The organism is Shimia sp. (assembly GCF_041624275.1).
In the GTDB taxonomy this organism is placed as follows: Bacteria; Pseudomonadota; Alphaproteobacteria; order Rhodobacterales; family Rhodobacteraceae; genus Shimia.
This window is the reverse complement of record NZ_JBFJVE010000008.1, coordinates 1-14,780: the sequence shown is the minus strand read 5'-3', so window position 1 is coordinate 14,780 and position 14,780 is coordinate 1. Positions and strand designations below refer to the sequence as shown.

Genomic DNA, 14,780 nt, shown 5'->3' with positions numbered 1-14,780 from the left:
ACCTGTATTTCTCAGCACGCTATTGATCGCTCGTTTCGGTCATGGTCTCCATCTTTGCATCGACCCGACTTGGGCCGAAATTCGCTTTCCCCGCAGCGTGCTATGCTATTACGGGAAGAGCCGGGGTGCAGAACTGGTACTTCTGCGCCCCAACTCTCAATCTCTTAGCTACACCCCGAGGTCGCGCCGCAGGTGTTGCATTTCATGCAGGTGCCGTTGCGCACCAGCGTGTAGTTGCCGCAATCGCCACAGGGGTCGCCCTCATAGCCCTGCATCCGCGCCTTGGTGCGCGCATCCATCGCCACCGTGCCGCCGGCCATCGCGGTGCTGGCAACCGCCGCGCCGGTGGTGCCGGTCGCCGTCACCGGGACCAGCGTCTGAAGCGTCGCCACCGGATCGCTGGCATTGTCCAGCGCCGCGCCGCCGTTCAGCACCACCAGCTCCTGCGGCAGGCGCTTGCGCAGATAGCCGGTCGAGGAAATCTGCTTCAGCACCTCGAGCGATTTCGAGGCCGCGCTCTCGCTGATCTCCTGAACGTTGCTGACGCCCTCTTCCTCGCCGCGACCGAGATCGTCAAAGGCGGTGCCCGCGGGCTTGATATGCGCCAGATCGGTGCGGTCGAGATAGCTCACCGCCAGTTCGCGGAAGATGTAATCGAGGATCGAGGTGGCGTTCTTGATCGAGTCGTTGCCCTGCACCATGCCCGCCGGTTCGAACTTGGTGAAGGTAAAGGCGTCGACGAATTCTTCCAGCGGCACGCCGTATTGCAGGCCGACCGAGACCGCGATGGCGAAATTGTTCATCATCGCCCGGAAGCCGGCGCCTTCCTTGTGCATGTCGATGAAGATCTCGCCGAGGTTGCCGTCGGCATATTCGCCGGTGCGCAGATAGACCTTGTGGCCGCCGACCACCGCCTTCTGGGTATAGCCCTTGCGGCGCTCGGGCATCTTCTCGCGATGCGACTTGACGATCTCCTTGACCACCACCTTCTCGATGATCTTCTCGGCCAGCACCTCGGCCTTGGCCTGCGGGCTGCCGCTCTCGAGGATCTCGGCCGCCTCGTCGTCGTCCTCGACCAGCGCCGCCGCCAGCGGCTGGCTCAGCTTCGAGCCGTCGCGATAGAGCGCGTTGGCCTTGATGCCCAGCGACCAGCTGAGTTCATAGGCGCGCTGGCAATCGGCGATGGTGGCGTCATTGGGCATGTTGATGGTCTTCGAGATCGCGCCCGAGATGAAGGACTGGGCCGCCGCCATCATGGTGATGTGGCTGTCGACGCTGAGATAGCGCTTGCCCTTCTTGCCGCAGGGGTTGGCGCAGTCGAAGATCGCGTAATGCTCTTCCCTGAGGAAGGGCGCCCCCTCGAGGGTCATGGTGCCGCAGACGTGGTCGTTGGCGGCCTCGATGTCGCGGCGGGTAAAGCCGAGATGGGTCAGGAGGTCAAACGAAGGGTCGTTGAGCTTGGCCGCCGGAATGCCCAGCACGTTGGTGCAGAAGGCCTCGCCCAGGGTCCATTGGTTGAAGACGAAGCGGATGTCGAAGGCCGAGCCGAGCGCGGCTTCGATCTTGTCCAGCTCGTTGGGGCCGAAGCCGTGGCCGATCAGCGAGGTATGGTTGATGCCCGGCGCATTGCCGAGGCTGCCGTGGCCGACCGCATAGGACACGATCTCTTCGATCTGGGCCGAGCCATAGCCGAGTTTCTCCAGCGCCGCCGGCACCGAGCGGTTGATGATCTTGAAGTAACCGCCGCCGGCGAGTTTCTTGAACTTGACCAGCGCGAAATCGGGCTCGATGCCGGTGGTGTCGCAGTCCATCACCAGACCGATGGTGCCGGTGGGGGCGATGACCGAGGTCTGGGCATTGCGATAGCCGTGCTGTTCCCCCAGACGCAGCGCCTCGTCCCACGAGGCCTGTGCCAGCGCCACGAGGGTCTGATCGGGGCAGTTGCCGAGGTCCAGCGCCACCGGCTTCACCGACAGCCCTTCGTAGCCCGAGGTTTCGCCATAGGCGGCGCGGCGGTGGTTGCGAATGACCCGCAGCATATGTTCGGCATTGCGCGCATAGCCCGCAAAGGCCCCCAGCTCACCGGCGATCTCGGCCGAGGTGGCATAGGCGGTGCCGGTCATGATCGCGGTCAGGGCGCCGGTCAGGGCGCGGGCCTCGTCCGAGTCATAGCTGAAGCCCATGTTCATCAACAGGCCGCCGATATTGGCATAGCCCAGGCCCAGGGTGCGGAAGTCATAGCTGAGCTGCGCGATTTCCTTGGACGGGAACTGTGCCATCATCACCGAGATTTCCAGTGTCACGGTCCACAGGCGCGTGGCATGCATGTAGTCCTCGGCCTGGAAGGTGCCGTCTTTCAGGAAAGTCAGCAGGTTCATCGAGGCCAGGTTGCAGGCGGTGTCATCAAGGAACATATATTCCGAGCACGGGTTCGAGCCGCGGATCTCGCCGTCTTCCGGGCAGGTGTGCCAGGCGTTGACCGTGTCGTGATACTGGATGCCGGGGTCGGCACAGGCCCAGGCCGCGTGGCCGACGTCTTCCCACAGCTTGCGTGCCTTGATGGTCTTGGCGACGCTGCCGTCGGTGCGGCGGATCAGTTCCCAGTCGCCGTCATTCTCGACCGCCTTCAGGAAGGCATCGGTGACCCGGATCGAGTTGTTCGAGTTCTGGCCCGAAACGCTGGCATAGGCCTCGCTGTCCCAGTCGGTGTCATAGGTCGGGAACTCGATCGAGGCATAGCCCTGCCGGGCATAGTCCAGCACCCGCTTGATATAGGTCTCGGGGATCATCACCGTCTTGGCGTCGCGGATCGCCGCCTTCAGACCTTCGTTGACCTTGGGGTCATAGGCATCCGCCTCGGCGCCGTCCCAGGTCTTGATCGCGGCGAAAATGCCGTTCAGCTTCTGCTCGTGCATCTTCGAGCCGGCGACGATCGACGCCACCTTCTGCTCTTCCTTGACCTTCCAGTTGATGTATTCCTCGACGTCCGGGTGGTCGGCGTCGACGATCACGATCTTGGCGGCGCGGCGGGTGGTGCCGCCCGACTTGATCGCCCCGGCGGCGCGGTCGCCGATCTTGAGGAAACCCATCAGCCCCGAGGATTTGCCGCCGCCCGAGAGCGACTCGCCATCGGCGCGCAGGCTGGAGAAGTTGGTGCCGGTGCCCGAGCCGTATTTGAACAGCCGTGCCTCGCGCACCCAGAGATCCATGATGCCGCCGTCGCCGACCAGATCGTCCGAGACCGACTGGATGAAACAGGCATGCGGCTGCGGGTGCTCATAGGCCGATTTCGACCGGGTCAGCTTGCCGGTCTTGTAGTCGACATAGTAATGCCCCTGCCCCGGACCGTCGATGCCATAGGCCCAGTGCAGGCCGGTGTTGAACCACTGCGGCGAATTGGGCGCTGCCTTCTGGGTCGCCAGCATATAGCGCATTTCGTCGAAATAGGCGCGGGCGTCTTCCTCGGTGGTGAAATAGCCGCCCTTCCAGCCCCAGTAGGTCCAGGCCCCGGCGAGCCGGTCAAAGACCTGTTTGGCCGAGGTCTCGCCGCCGGTCTCGGCACCGTCTTCGGGCACCGAGCGCCAGAGGAATTCCGGCACGCCCTTTTCCTTGACCCGGCGCAGACGCGAAGGCACGCCCGCCTTGCGGAAGTATTTCTGCGCGATCACGTCGCTGGCCACCTGGCTCCAGGTCGAAGGCACTTCGACCTCGTCGAGGCGAAACACGATGGTACCGTCCGGGTTACGGATCTCGGACTCGGTGGTCACGAAATTGAGCGACGCATAGGCGTCCTGTCCTTGGGCGGTAAACTTGCGTTCGATTCTCATGTTGGGCCTCGGTTCCTGCCTTGTGTTCTTAGCCATCTCGCGCCGGATGCAGCAGAGCCGGCAAATTCCCGTGCGACCGTCGGCGGCAAGCGACAAAAAACACCCGAACGGCGAAAAGGCTCCGCCGAAAGACAGCCGGGGCCCTGCCCCGGGACTGGTGTTGATTTTCCCCTGCCGGACCCCATGTACCACTATATGTTGTGGCGCATCGGCCTGCCCGCACAATCTGGCGTATTTGGACTGCCAAGGTCAATTGATTTTTTTCAATTCGGGGCGACGAAAACCTGTTGACCTGAGGCCGGTTTCCGGGCGGCCGGGCCCGCTTTCGCGATTCCCGTTAAAGCCGGGTTTATTCCGGTCGCGCGCCCTCGACAGCCGTTTTTCGGGGAAATGGTCATTTTTCAACGGATTAGCTGACCGCAGGGTAATTATTCGCAAGGCAAACACCAGATATGGTGTGTTAACCAAGATTAACCCACAACATGATGGAGGCATTTCGCGGTATTGAAAAAATTTCGGCTTGCGACCACCGCCGAGCCGGAAACGATCCCCGCTCGGGCCGGGTTCGATCGCCGTCGGCGCTTGGCGAAGGGCGGCGCGCCTGCTTGCTGGTTTTGCGAAGAATGGTCGGGACGGCAAGATTCGAACTTGCGACCCCCTGTACCCAAAACAGGTGCGCTACCAGACTGCGCCACGCCCCGGACCGAGGCTTCGTTTAGCGCCTAAGGTCGCACCTCACAAGGCCAAACCGCCTCGGCCTGCGAAATTGATGGATGGCGCAGTTCGGTGCCGACCGAAAGCCCCAGTGCGCTGGCAAGCCCGCCCCTGACCTCGAGCACATAGCGCACCGGCCCGCGGCTTGGAATCGGGGTCAGGTCATGCGGCGCCGCCCGGTGATGGACATGGGTGACCCGGCCGCCTGCGTCGACAAAAACCATGTCGAGCGGGATCAGCGTGTCTTTCATCCAGAAGGCCACCGGGGCCGTGCGTTCGAAAACGAAAAGCATCCCCGAGGAGGCGGGCATCGCCGGGCGCCCCATCAGCCCCCGCGCCCGTTCAGCGGCGCTGTCGGCCAGTTCGACATTGAGCCGCGCCATGCCCCAGTCGCCGCGCAGATGCAGGGTTTCGGCCCGGCACTCGGGCAGTTGCGCCGCGGCCGCCGACGCAGAGAGGCCCGCCAGCAGAAACGCAAGCGCGGGCCAGAATGCCGGCCAGAATGCCGGCCCGTGTGCCGGCAGGCGTCGCATCACCCGTCGTCGTCCTCGAGCGCGGTTTCCCAGGCCAGCACCTCGGTGGCCATGCGACCGCGCTTGCCGTCGATGACCCGCATCGCCAGGGCTTCGCCGGGCTGCAGCTCGGCCAGCCCCGAGCGGCGCAGCACCTCGACATGCACGAAGACGTCTTCGGAGCGGCCGAAGACATTGGCAAAGCCGAAGCCCTTGCCCTTGTCGAACCATTTGACCCGCGCCGGCTCGAGCGGCACGTTGCGCAGGCATTGCTCGTCGATCTCGGCAATATCCATCAGCCGCCCCGCATCGGTCGCCTTCGGCGCCTCGATGCGGAACACCTCGACGGCTTGAACGCCGCGGCTGGTGTTCTGAACCAAAAGCTCGATCCGTGCCGCATCCGCCACCGAACTCTGGCCGAAATTGCGCAGAACGTTGGCGTGCAGCAGAATGTCCGGGCCGCCCTGGTCCGAAACAACGAACCCAAACCCTTTGACCGGGTCGAACCATTTCACCTGCCCGATGATTCGTGACGTGTCTTTTTCGTTTTCGCTCAACACCTTAACCTTGCGTAACAACATCCCCATGCTTGGTGCGGAAGTCTGCTTCAATTCGCCGGGAACAGCAAGGCAAAACCCTGTCCATTTCAACAGCTTGCAGTTTACGTAACGCGAGTGTCACGGGTTCAGGCGCTGGATTTGCCAGGCTTCGGCGGGGGTCTTGCGCCGCCAGACAAAGCGGTCATGCAGGCGAAAGGCGCCATCGGCCCAGAACTCGATCTCGACCGGGACCAGGCGATAACCGCCCCAGAACGGCGGCCGGGCGGGGGCCGGGCCATGTTTTGCCGTCACCTTTGCGACCTCGGCCATCAGCGCCGCGCGCGAGGACAGCGGCCGCGACTGCTGCGAGGCCCAGGCGCCAAGGCGGCTCTTGAGCGAGCGCGAGGCGAAATAGGCATCCGCCGCCGGCCCCTCTTCCCGGGTCACTATGCCGCGCACCCGGATCTGCCGGCGCAGCGATTTCCAGTGCATCACGAAGGCGGCCTTGCCGGCGCCGTCGATCTCCTGCGCCTTGGCGCTGCCGTAGTTGGTGTAGAACACGAAGGCCGCCTCCTCGATCTCTTTCAGCAGCACCATGCGCGCATTCGGCAGCCCGTCGCCGTCGACCGTCGACAGGGCGATCGCATTGGGGTCGTTGGGTTCGCTAGCCTCGGCCTCGGCCAGCCATTGGCGGGCGATCTCGAAAGGGTCGTCGCCTGCAAAAATTCCGGTTCTGTCGCTCACTTGCATTCCTTTCCGCGGCCGCAGGCTGCACTTGATGCCTCCACACGGATCGCCTAAACGTCGCATAACCGAATTGGGACGGAGACAAGCGAATGTCAAACAATCTGATGGCGGGCAAACGCGGCCTTATCATGGGCCTGGCCAACGACAAGTCGATCGCCTGGGGCATCGCCAAGGCCTGTGCGGATGCCGGTGCCGAAATGGCATTCACCTATATGGGCGATGCCTTCCGCAAGCGCGTCGCGCCGCTGGCCGAACAGCTTGGCGTCGAGACGCTGATCGACTGCGACGTCTCGGACGCCGCCTCGATCGACGCCGCCTTTGCCGAGATCGAGGCCAAATGGGGCAGGATCGACTTCCTGGTTCATGCCATCGGCTTTTCCGACAAGAACGAGCTGCGCGGCCGCTATGTCGATACGTCGAAGGACAATTTCCTGATGACCATGGACATTTCGGTCTATTCCTTCACTGCCGTGGCGCAGCGCGCCGAGAAGCTGATGACCGAGGGCGGCTCGATGCTGACCCTGACCTATTACGGCGCCGAACAGGTGATGCCGCATTACAATGTCATGGGCGTCGCCAAGGCGGCGCTGGAAGCCTCGGTGAAATACCTCGCCGAAGACCTCGGCAAGGACGGCATCCGCGTCAACGCGATCTCGGCCGGGCCGATCAAGACCCTGGCCGCCAGCGGCATCGGCGATTTCCGCTATATCCTGAAGTGGAACGAGCTCAATTCGCCGCTGCGCCGCAATGTGACCATCGACGATGTCGGCGGCTCCGCGCTGTACCTGCTGTCCGATCTCGGCTCGGGCGTCACCGGCGAGAACCTGCATGTGGATGCCGGCTATCACGTGGTCGGCATGAAGGCGGTGGACGCGCCGGACATCGACGCCGTGACGGGGCGCAAATGAGCCTGGCCGCCTTTCTCGCGGCCTGGGCGCTGTGCCTGATGGCGGCCATCAGCCCCGGCCCCGCCGTGCTGATGGCGGCCCGCATCGGGCTGCGCGAAGGGCTGCGCACCGGCGTTGCGCTGGCGGCGGGCATCGCCACCGGCGCGGTGATCTGGGCGGCGGCGGCGCTGTTCGGCCTGGCGCTGCTGTTCGACTATGCGCCGCCGCTGCTGATGGCGCTGAAATACGGCGGCGCGGCCTATCTGGTCTGGATGGCCGTCAGGATGTGGCGGCAGGCGGATGCGCCGCTGGAGGAACCGGCGGCGTCGGACAGCCCGCGCGGCTACGGCGCGGCCTTCAGGCTCGGGGTGCTGACCCAGCTTGCCAATCCCAAGCCGGCGGTGTTCTTCGGCGCGGTCTTCGTCGGCACCGTGCCGGCCTCGGCGCCGCTCTGGGTGCTGCTGGCGCTGCTGGCTTGCATCTTCATCGGCGAGATGACATGGAACGCCATCGTCGCACGGCTGTTTTCCTTCGAGAGGACGCGGCGCGGCTATATCAACCTGAAACACCTGATCGACCGCGCCTTCGGCGGCCTTCTGGCCGCGCTTGGCGTCAAGATCGCCTCCACCTGACCACGACACGCGCGAGGGGAAGATGCCATGACCGACCGTCTGCCACATGAAAAGGGCTTCCACATTAGCTGGGACCAGATCCACCGCGACAGCCGGGCGCTGGCCTGGCGGCTCGACGGACAGGGCCCCGATGACGGCGCCTGGCGGGCGGTGGTGGCGATCACCCGTGGCGGCATGGCTCCGGCGATGATCGTCAGCCGCGAGCTGGACATCCGCACCGTCGACACCATCAGCGTCAAGTCCTACCACCACCAGTCGCAGGGCAATGCCGAGGTGCTGAAGGCGCCCGATGACGCGCTGATGGGCGATGGCACCGGGGTGCTGGTGATCGACGATCTGGTCGACAGCGGCAAGACGCTGGAACTGGTGCGCCAGATGTACCCCAAGGCGCATTTCGCCACCGTCTATGCCAAGCCCAAGGGCCGCCCGCAGGTCGATACCTTCATCACCGAGGTCAGCCAGGACACCTGGATCTTCTTCCCCTGGGACATGGCGCTGCAATATGTCGAGCCCTATCGCGGCACCGACTGAGCCCGGGCCGCGCCGGCGCGCCGCGCGGCACCGTCGGAGGCCTCCGGCGGGAGTATTTGCAACGAGATGAAGCCCCCGGGGGCTCTCCTCCGGCCGGTGGCCACCCGGGGCAAGGCGGCCTGTCACGCGCCCGTGCCGGTCTTGTCGTCGCCCGGTCCGGGGCCGAGACACCACAGTAGCAGCATCACCGTCACCGGAGACCAAGCCAGCGCCAGAAGCACCCAGCCCAGCGGGTCGCGGCCTCGTGCGCGGGCCATCCGCGCGACGATTTCGAACAGTTCCCAAAACAGCCAGAGCATCAGGACCAGGCCGGCAATAGCCAGCGACAGATGCAACAGATCAACCATAACAAGACACCATGAGTAACGTCACTCGCCCAGATTTAGTGACGCCGGCCGCGAAATCCAAGCGGCCGATTGCCTTGCCCCGCGGCGGGGCGTACGGTCGCCGTCGATATTTCCCGATCGGAGAGCCGCCATGTCCCTGCCCCGCACCGCCACCACCTTTGCGCCGCCGGTGATGGAGGCGCGGCGCTGGCTCGACGGGGTCCGGTTCACCGAGGAGCGGCCGCTGATCAACGTCAGCCAGGCGGCGCCGGTCGCGCCGCCGCCCGAGGCGCTGCGCCGCCGGATCGCCGAACTGGCGATGGACCTGCCCGAGGCGCATCTCTACGGGCCGGTCCTGGGCCTGCCCGAGCTGCGCGCCGAGGTGGCGGCGCAGTTTTCCACCGCCTATGGCGGCGCCATCGCGCCGGGACAGGTGGCGATCACCTCGGGCTGCAACCAGGCCTTTGCCACCGCGATGATGACCCTGGCCGGCGAGGGCGACGAGGTGATCCTGCCGACGCCCTGGTACTTCAACCACAAGATGTGGCTGGACATGCAGGGTCTGCGCGCGGTGCCGCTGGCGACCGGCGCCGGCCTCTTGCCCGACCCCGGCGCCGCCGAGGCGCTGATCACGCCGCGCAGCCGCGCCATCGTGCTGGTGACGCCGAACAACCCCGGCGGGGTCGAATACCCGGCGGCGACGGTGGCCGGATTTGCCGCCCTGGCCCGGCGCCACGGGCTGCTGCTGGTCATCGACGAGACCTATCGCGACTTTGATTCCCGCGACGGCGCGCCGCATGATCTTTTCGCCGATCCCGACTGGGCCGATCACCTGATTCAGCTTTATTCCTTTTCCAAGGCCTACCGGCTGACCGGCCATCGTGTCGGCGCGATGATCGCCAGCCAATCGCGGCTGGCCCAGGCCGAGAGGTTTCTCGACACCGTCACCATCTGCCCCAACCAGCTGGGCCAGCACGCCGCGCTCTGGGGCATGCGCCATCTCGGCGACTGGCTGGCCGGCGAGCGGCGCGAAATCCTCGACCGGCGGGCCACGATCTCGGACCAGCTGCCGAAGATCGCGGCGCGGGGCTGGGAGCTGATGGGCGTCGGCGCCTATTTCGCCTATCTGCGCCACCCTTTCGACATCGCCTCGGATGATCTGGCGCGGCGGCTGGTGCGCGAGGCCCATGTGCTGACCCTGCCCGGCACCATGTTCATGCCCGAGGGCAGCCGCGACGGAGGCCGGCAGATGCGCATTGCCTTTGCCAATGTCGATCGCGCCGGGATCGCGGCGCTGTTCGACCGGCTCGCCGCCTTCGCGCCCTGAGCGATCACCGCGTCGCCTCTTGCCCCTCTGCGGCCGGCGTCGTAGACAGCGCAGGAGGAATGAACACCGACAAGGCAGGGAGCCATCATGTCCAAAGGTAGCACGTCGAAGACTCTGGTCTGGATTCTGATGGCGCTCTTGATTTTCGGCCTTGGTGGCTTTGGCATCACCAACCTGTCGGGCAATGTCCAGAGCCTTGGCAAGGTCGGTGACAAGGAGATCGACATCAACGCCTATGCGCGGGCGCTGCAACAAGAGCTGCGCGCCGTCGAAACCCAGGTCGGGCGCACGGTCAGCTTTGCCGAGGCGCGGGCCGCCGGTCTCGAGCGTCAGGTGCTGGGCGGCCTGGTGACGGCACGCGGGATGGATGCGGAAACCGCCCGGCTGGGCCTGTCGATCGGCGACGAGAACCTGCGCCGGGCGCTGCTTGAAATCCCCGCCTTCCAGAACGCCGACGGCTCGTTCAACCGCGAAGCCTATCGCTATGCGCTGGACCAGACCCGGATGAGCGAGGCCGACTTCGAGGAATCGATCCGCGAGGATTCGGTGCGCTCGCTGTTGCAGGCGGCGCTGGTGTCCGGCGTGGCGATCCCCGAGATCTATGTCGACACGCTGCTCGGCTATGTCGGCGAAGAGCGCGGCATCGTGATGGCGCGGCTGACCGAAGAAGATCTGGCCTATCCGGTGGCCGCCCCCCAAGACGCGGATCTGCGGGCCTTCTATGACGCCAACATCGCGCGTTTCACCCGCCCCGCGATGCGCCGCATCACCTATGCCTGGCTCAGCCCCGACATGCTGATCGACAAGGTCGAGGTCGACGAGGCGGCGCTGAGGGCGCTTTACGAAGAGCGCGGTGACGAGTTCAACCGCCCCGAGCGCCGGCTGGTCGAGCGGCTGGCCTTTGCCGACATGGCCAGCGCCCAGGAAGCGATGGACCGGTTGACGGCGGAAGAGATCACCTTTGAAACCCTGGTGCTGGATCGCGGGCTGGCGCTGGATGACGTCGATCTCGGCGATGTCAGCGCCGCCGACCTCGGCGCCGCCGGCGAGACGGTGTTCTCGGCCGTGGTCGGCGCCATGGCCGGCCCGGCAGAAAGCGATCTCGGCCCGGCGATCTTCCGCATCAACGGCGTGCTGCCGGCGATGACCACCGCGTTCGAGGATGCCCTGCCCGAGCTGCGCGAAGAGCTTGCCGCCGAGCGTGCCCGCCGGGTGATCGACGGCCAGATCGGCGATGTCGACGACCTGCTGGCCGCCGGCGCGACGCTGGAGGAACTGGCGCGCGAGACCGAGATGCAGCTTGGCCAGATCGACTGGCACGAGGGCATCAGCGACGGCATTGCCGGCTATGAAGGCTTCCGGGCCTTGGCGGCCATCGTCACCGCCGAGGATTTCCCCGAGGTCGACACGTTGGACGACGGCGGCATCTTTGCGCTGCGTCTCGATGAAGAGATCGCCGCCGCCCCGGCCCCCTTTGCCGAGGTCGAAGCCGAGGTCGCCGAGGCCTGGCGCAAGGCCGAAACCCTGTCCCGGCTTCAGGCGCTGGCCGACGGGCTGCTGCCGCAGCTGGGCGGTGATGTCGATTTCGCCGCCTTCGGGCTGACCGCCGAAAGCCGCGACGGCCTCATTCGCGGCGGTTTTCTGGCCGATGCGCCCGAGGGGGCTCTGGAGAAGATCTTCGAACTCGATCCCGGCGCCGTGGCCACGGTTGCCGACGACGAAAGCCTCGTGATCCTGCGCGTGACCTCGGTCGCCGCCCCCGATCTCGCCAATCCCGAGATCGCAGGGCTGCGCAAGGCCCTGTTGCAGCAGGGGGCGCAGGACCTGTCGCAGGACCTGTTCAACGCCTATGCGCAGGACATCCAGTTCCTGCATGGCGTGACCATCGACCAGCAGGCGCTGAACGCGGTTCACGCCCAGTTCCAGTAATCCGGCAGGCGCCGGAAACGAAAGGCCGAGACAGTGGAATTGACCCCGTCACTCGAAGAATTCGCATCGGCCTATGAGGCGGGGCACAACCAGGTGGTCTATACGCGCCTGGCTGCCGATCTCGACACCCCGGTGTCGCTGATGCTGAAGCTGACCGGCGCCCAGAAGGACGCCTTCATGCTGGAATCGGTGACCGGCGGCGAGGTGCGCGGCCGCTATTCGATCATCGGCATGAAGCCCGACCTGATCTGGCAGACCCATGGCACCCGCGCGCGGATCAACCGCGACGCACGTTTCGACCCCGAGGCCTTTGTCGATCAGGAGGCCGACCCGCTGACCGAGCTGCGCGCCGTCATCGAGGAAAGCCGCATCGACCTGCCCGAAGACCTGCCGCAGGCCTCGGCCGGGCTGTTCGGATACCTCGGCTATGACATGATCCGGCTGGTCGAGCATCTGCCCAATGTGAACCCCGACCCGCTGGGTCTGCCCGACGCCTGCATGCTGCGCCCCTCGGTGGTGGCGGTGCTCGATGGGGTCAAGGGCGAAGTCACCGTGGTCAGCCCGGCCTGGGTCAGCAACGGCCTGTCGGCCCGCGCCGCCTATGCCCAGGCCGCCGAACGGGTGATGGACGCGGTGCGCGATCTGGAACGCGCCATGCCCCAGGCCTCGCGCGACCTCGGGGATGCGGCCGAGATCGCGCCTCCGGTGTCGAATTTCACCAAAGAGGGCTATATGGCGGCGGTCGAAAGGGCCAAGGAGTACATCCGCGCCGGCGACATCTTCCAGGTGGTGCCGGCACAGCGCTGGACGCAGGAGTTCCGCCAGCCGCCCTTTGCGCTTTACCGTTCATTGCGGCGCACCAACCCCTCGCCCTTCATGTTCTATTTCAACTTCGGCGGTTTTCAGGTGGTCGGCGCCAGCCCCGAGATCCTGGTGCGGGTCTTCGGCAACGAGGTCACCATCCGCCCCATCGCCGGCACCCGCCCGCGCGGCGCCACCCCCGAAGAGGACAAGGCGCTCGAGGCCGACCTTCTGGCCGACAAGAAGGAACTGGCCGAGCATCTCATGCTGCTCGATCTGGGGCGCAACGACACCGGCCGCGTGTCGAAGATCGGCAGCGTGCGCCCGACCGAGAAATTCATCATCGAACGCTACAGCCACGTGATGCATATCGTCTCCAACGTGATCGGTGAGCTGGCCGAGGACAAGGACGCGCTGGACGCCTTCTTTGCCGGCATGCCGGCGGGCACCGTCTCGGGGGCGCCCAAGGTGCGCGCCATGGAGATCATCGACGAGCTGGAGCCCGAGAAACGCGGCATCTACGGCGGCGGCGTCGGCTATTTCAGCTCGGGCGGCGACATGGATATCTGCATCGCCCTGCGCACCGCCATCGTCAAGGACCGCAAGCTCTATATCCAGGCCGGCGGCGGCGTCGTCTATGACAGCGACCCCGAGGCCGAGTATATGGAGACCGTGCACAAGTCGAACGCCATCCGGCGGGCAGCGGCGGATGCGGCGCGGTTCACCGGCAACGGCAACGGCTGACCCTACGGCCCACCCCGGGGTGGGCCATCTTCTGACCACCCGAGCGCACCCGGTTCAGGGCTGAACAAGGGCCGGCGGACTCAGGGCTGCTTGGCGGCGATCACCGCCGAGACCGGCGCCAGCGCGACGCTGGCGGCCCGGTCCTGCAGGGCCCAGACCAGCAGCGCCTCGAGGGTCTCTTCGCGCAGGCGTCCGACCATGATCACCCCGCCCTCGTGATCGGCCTTGAAGGCCGCCTGATCGAGAAAGCGGCGGATCACCGCGGCGCTCTGGCCCTTGCTGTCGAAATCGCGGAACACGCTGGCCGCCGGCACGCCTTCGCGGCTGGCCAGCTTGCGCGCGGTGTCCAGCCCGTTGGCGAACAGCACCAGCCCGTGGCCACTGTCCTTCAGCACCGCCGTGACCTGATCTGCCAGCGGCTTGCTGCCCTGAAGCCCGTCGCCGACGCCCTCGATCACCGCCACCGCCTGCGGCATCACCGCCAGATGCGCCTCAAGCGCGACCTCGACGTCGCTTGGCGCGGCGGCGGCCGGCAGGTCGATCATCGCCAGAATCTCGAAGCCGAGGGCCTGATAGGCGGCCACACGTTCGTCGCGGTCGGCGGCCAGGGTGTTGACGGCGATGCTCAGCGGATAGGGGAAGTCGCGCAGGGTCTGCGGTGCGATGCCCGAGGCGCTGTCATCCATCAGAACGATCGACATCAGCGGCTTGTCGCCGGGGTTGGAAAAGGCGGCGGCATTGGTTTCGAAGGGGCGCGGCGCGGCTGCGGGTGGGGCGGCTGCGGCCGCCGCAGCCTCGTCCGTGACCGCCGGCAGCCGCTGCGAGTCATGCTGCGGAAAGGCCTGTTTGAGGTCGCCCGCCGGTTTCAGCAGGCTTTCCTGCGGTGCCATCGCCGCCGCGCCGGTCTCGGCTTCGGGCGTCAGGTCCACCTCGGGCCCGCTCTGCGCCGGAACCGGGGCGTCCGGTTCGGCTTCCGCGTCGGTCATATCGGCTTCGGGGGAAGCTTCGGGCGCTGCGGCAAAGGCGCCGCTGTCGCTGACCGCCGGGGCGGCAGGCTGCGCCGGATTCGAGGTGATCGACCCCTCAGGCGCGGGTTCCGGTGCGGGTTCCGGTGCGGGTTCAGGCGCGGGTTCTGGCGCCGCTTCTGCGGTGGCCTGCGGCGTCGCCGCAGGGGCTTCGGGCGCATCCGGTGTGCCGGTCATGGCCGCGCCGTCGGCATCCATCGTGGCCATCGTGCCGAGGGCATCCCCCGCGCTCGGCGGCG

At 66.1% G+C, this 14,780-nt stretch carries 12 protein-coding genes and 1 tRNA gene; 6 read left to right on the top strand and 7 right to left on the bottom strand.

Features of this window, described 5'->3' with window-relative positions:
• Positions 1-164: 164 nt before the first annotated feature.
• The 5 genes from ABZD10_RS01460 to pdxH all read right to left on the bottom strand — a co-directional run bounded on the left by ABZD10_RS01460 (position 165) and on the right by pdxH (position 6,336).
• Positions 165-3,827, bottom strand: a complete 3,663-nt coding sequence (locus tag ABZD10_RS01460) for a vitamin B12-dependent ribonucleotide reductase (RefSeq protein WP_372884325.1) — start codon at positions 3,825-3,827, stop codon at positions 165-167.
• A 624-nt stretch (positions 3,828-4,451) separates the two neighbouring features.
• Positions 4,452-4,528, bottom strand: a tRNA-Pro gene (locus tag ABZD10_RS01455).
• Positions 4,529-4,549: 21 nt separating this feature from the next.
• Entirely contained in the window at positions 4,550-5,074 is a 525-nt protein-coding gene (locus ABZD10_RS01450) for a DUF192 domain-containing protein (RefSeq protein WP_372884344.1), read from the bottom strand.
• Positions 5,074-5,610 (bottom strand): cold-shock protein, encoded by a 537-nt coding sequence (locus ABZD10_RS01445; RefSeq protein ID WP_372884324.1) that lies wholly within the window; start codon positions 5,608-5,610, stop codon positions 5,074-5,076. The genes ABZD10_RS01450 and ABZD10_RS01445 overlap by 1 nt, the downstream gene beginning before the upstream one ends.
• Before the next feature lie 120 nt (positions 5,611-5,730).
• Positions 5,731-6,336, bottom strand: coding sequence for a pyridoxamine 5'-phosphate oxidase (gene pdxH / locus ABZD10_RS01440; protein WP_372884323.1), 606 nt, complete (start codon positions 6,334-6,336; stop codon positions 5,731-5,733).
• A gap of 92 nt (positions 6,337-6,428) precedes the next feature.
• Between pdxH and fabI the strand changes: the two genes are divergently transcribed.
• The 3 genes from fabI to gpt are packed head-to-tail and all read left to right on the top strand — an operon-like array spanning position 6,429 to position 8,389.
• Complete coding sequence (fabI, locus tag ABZD10_RS01435) at positions 6,429-7,247, top strand: enoyl-ACP reductase FabI (RefSeq protein WP_372884322.1); 819 nt, start codon at positions 6,429-6,431, stop codon at positions 7,245-7,247.
• Positions 7,244-7,858, top strand: a complete 615-nt coding sequence (locus ABZD10_RS01430) for a LysE family translocator (protein ID WP_372884321.1) — start codon at positions 7,244-7,246, stop codon at positions 7,856-7,858. The genes fabI and ABZD10_RS01430 overlap by 4 nt, the downstream gene beginning before the upstream one ends.
• A 27-nt stretch (positions 7,859-7,885) precedes the next feature.
• Entirely contained in the window at positions 7,886-8,389 is a 504-nt protein-coding gene (gene gpt / locus ABZD10_RS01425) for a xanthine phosphoribosyltransferase (protein WP_372884320.1), read from the top strand.
• 122 nt (positions 8,390-8,511) lie between these two features.
• On the opposite strand, the gene ABZD10_RS01420 is transcribed toward gpt, so the two are convergent.
• A complete protein-coding gene (locus tag ABZD10_RS01420) occupies positions 8,512-8,736 on the bottom strand; it encodes a hypothetical protein (RefSeq protein WP_372884319.1) in 225 nt (74 codons plus the stop codon).
• A gap of 130 nt (positions 8,737-8,866) precedes the next feature.
• Between ABZD10_RS01420 and ABZD10_RS01415 the strand changes: the two genes are divergently transcribed.
• The 3 genes from ABZD10_RS01415 to trpE all read left to right on the top strand — a co-directional run bounded on the left by ABZD10_RS01415 (position 8,867) and on the right by trpE (position 13,516).
• The gene (locus ABZD10_RS01415) at positions 8,867-10,042 is read left to right on the top strand and encodes an aminotransferase (protein WP_372884318.1); all 1,176 of its coding nucleotides are present in this window, start codon (positions 8,867-8,869) and stop codon (positions 10,040-10,042) included.
• Positions 10,043-10,129: 87 nt separating this feature from the next.
• Complete coding sequence (locus ABZD10_RS01410; RefSeq protein WP_372884317.1) at positions 10,130-11,971, top strand: SurA N-terminal domain-containing protein; 1,842 nt, start codon at positions 10,130-10,132, stop codon at positions 11,969-11,971.
• Between the two features lie 33 nt (positions 11,972-12,004).
• Positions 12,005-13,516, top strand: a complete 1,512-nt coding sequence (gene trpE / locus ABZD10_RS01405; RefSeq protein ID WP_372884316.1) for an anthranilate synthase component I — start codon at positions 12,005-12,007, stop codon at positions 13,514-13,516.
• An 80-nt stretch (positions 13,517-13,596) separates the two neighbouring features.
• Here the strand turns inward: trpE and ABZD10_RS01400 are convergent.
• A partial coding sequence (locus tag ABZD10_RS01400; RefSeq protein WP_372884315.1) for a divergent polysaccharide deacetylase family protein occupies positions 13,597-14,780 on the bottom strand: 1,184 nt, incomplete at its 5' end.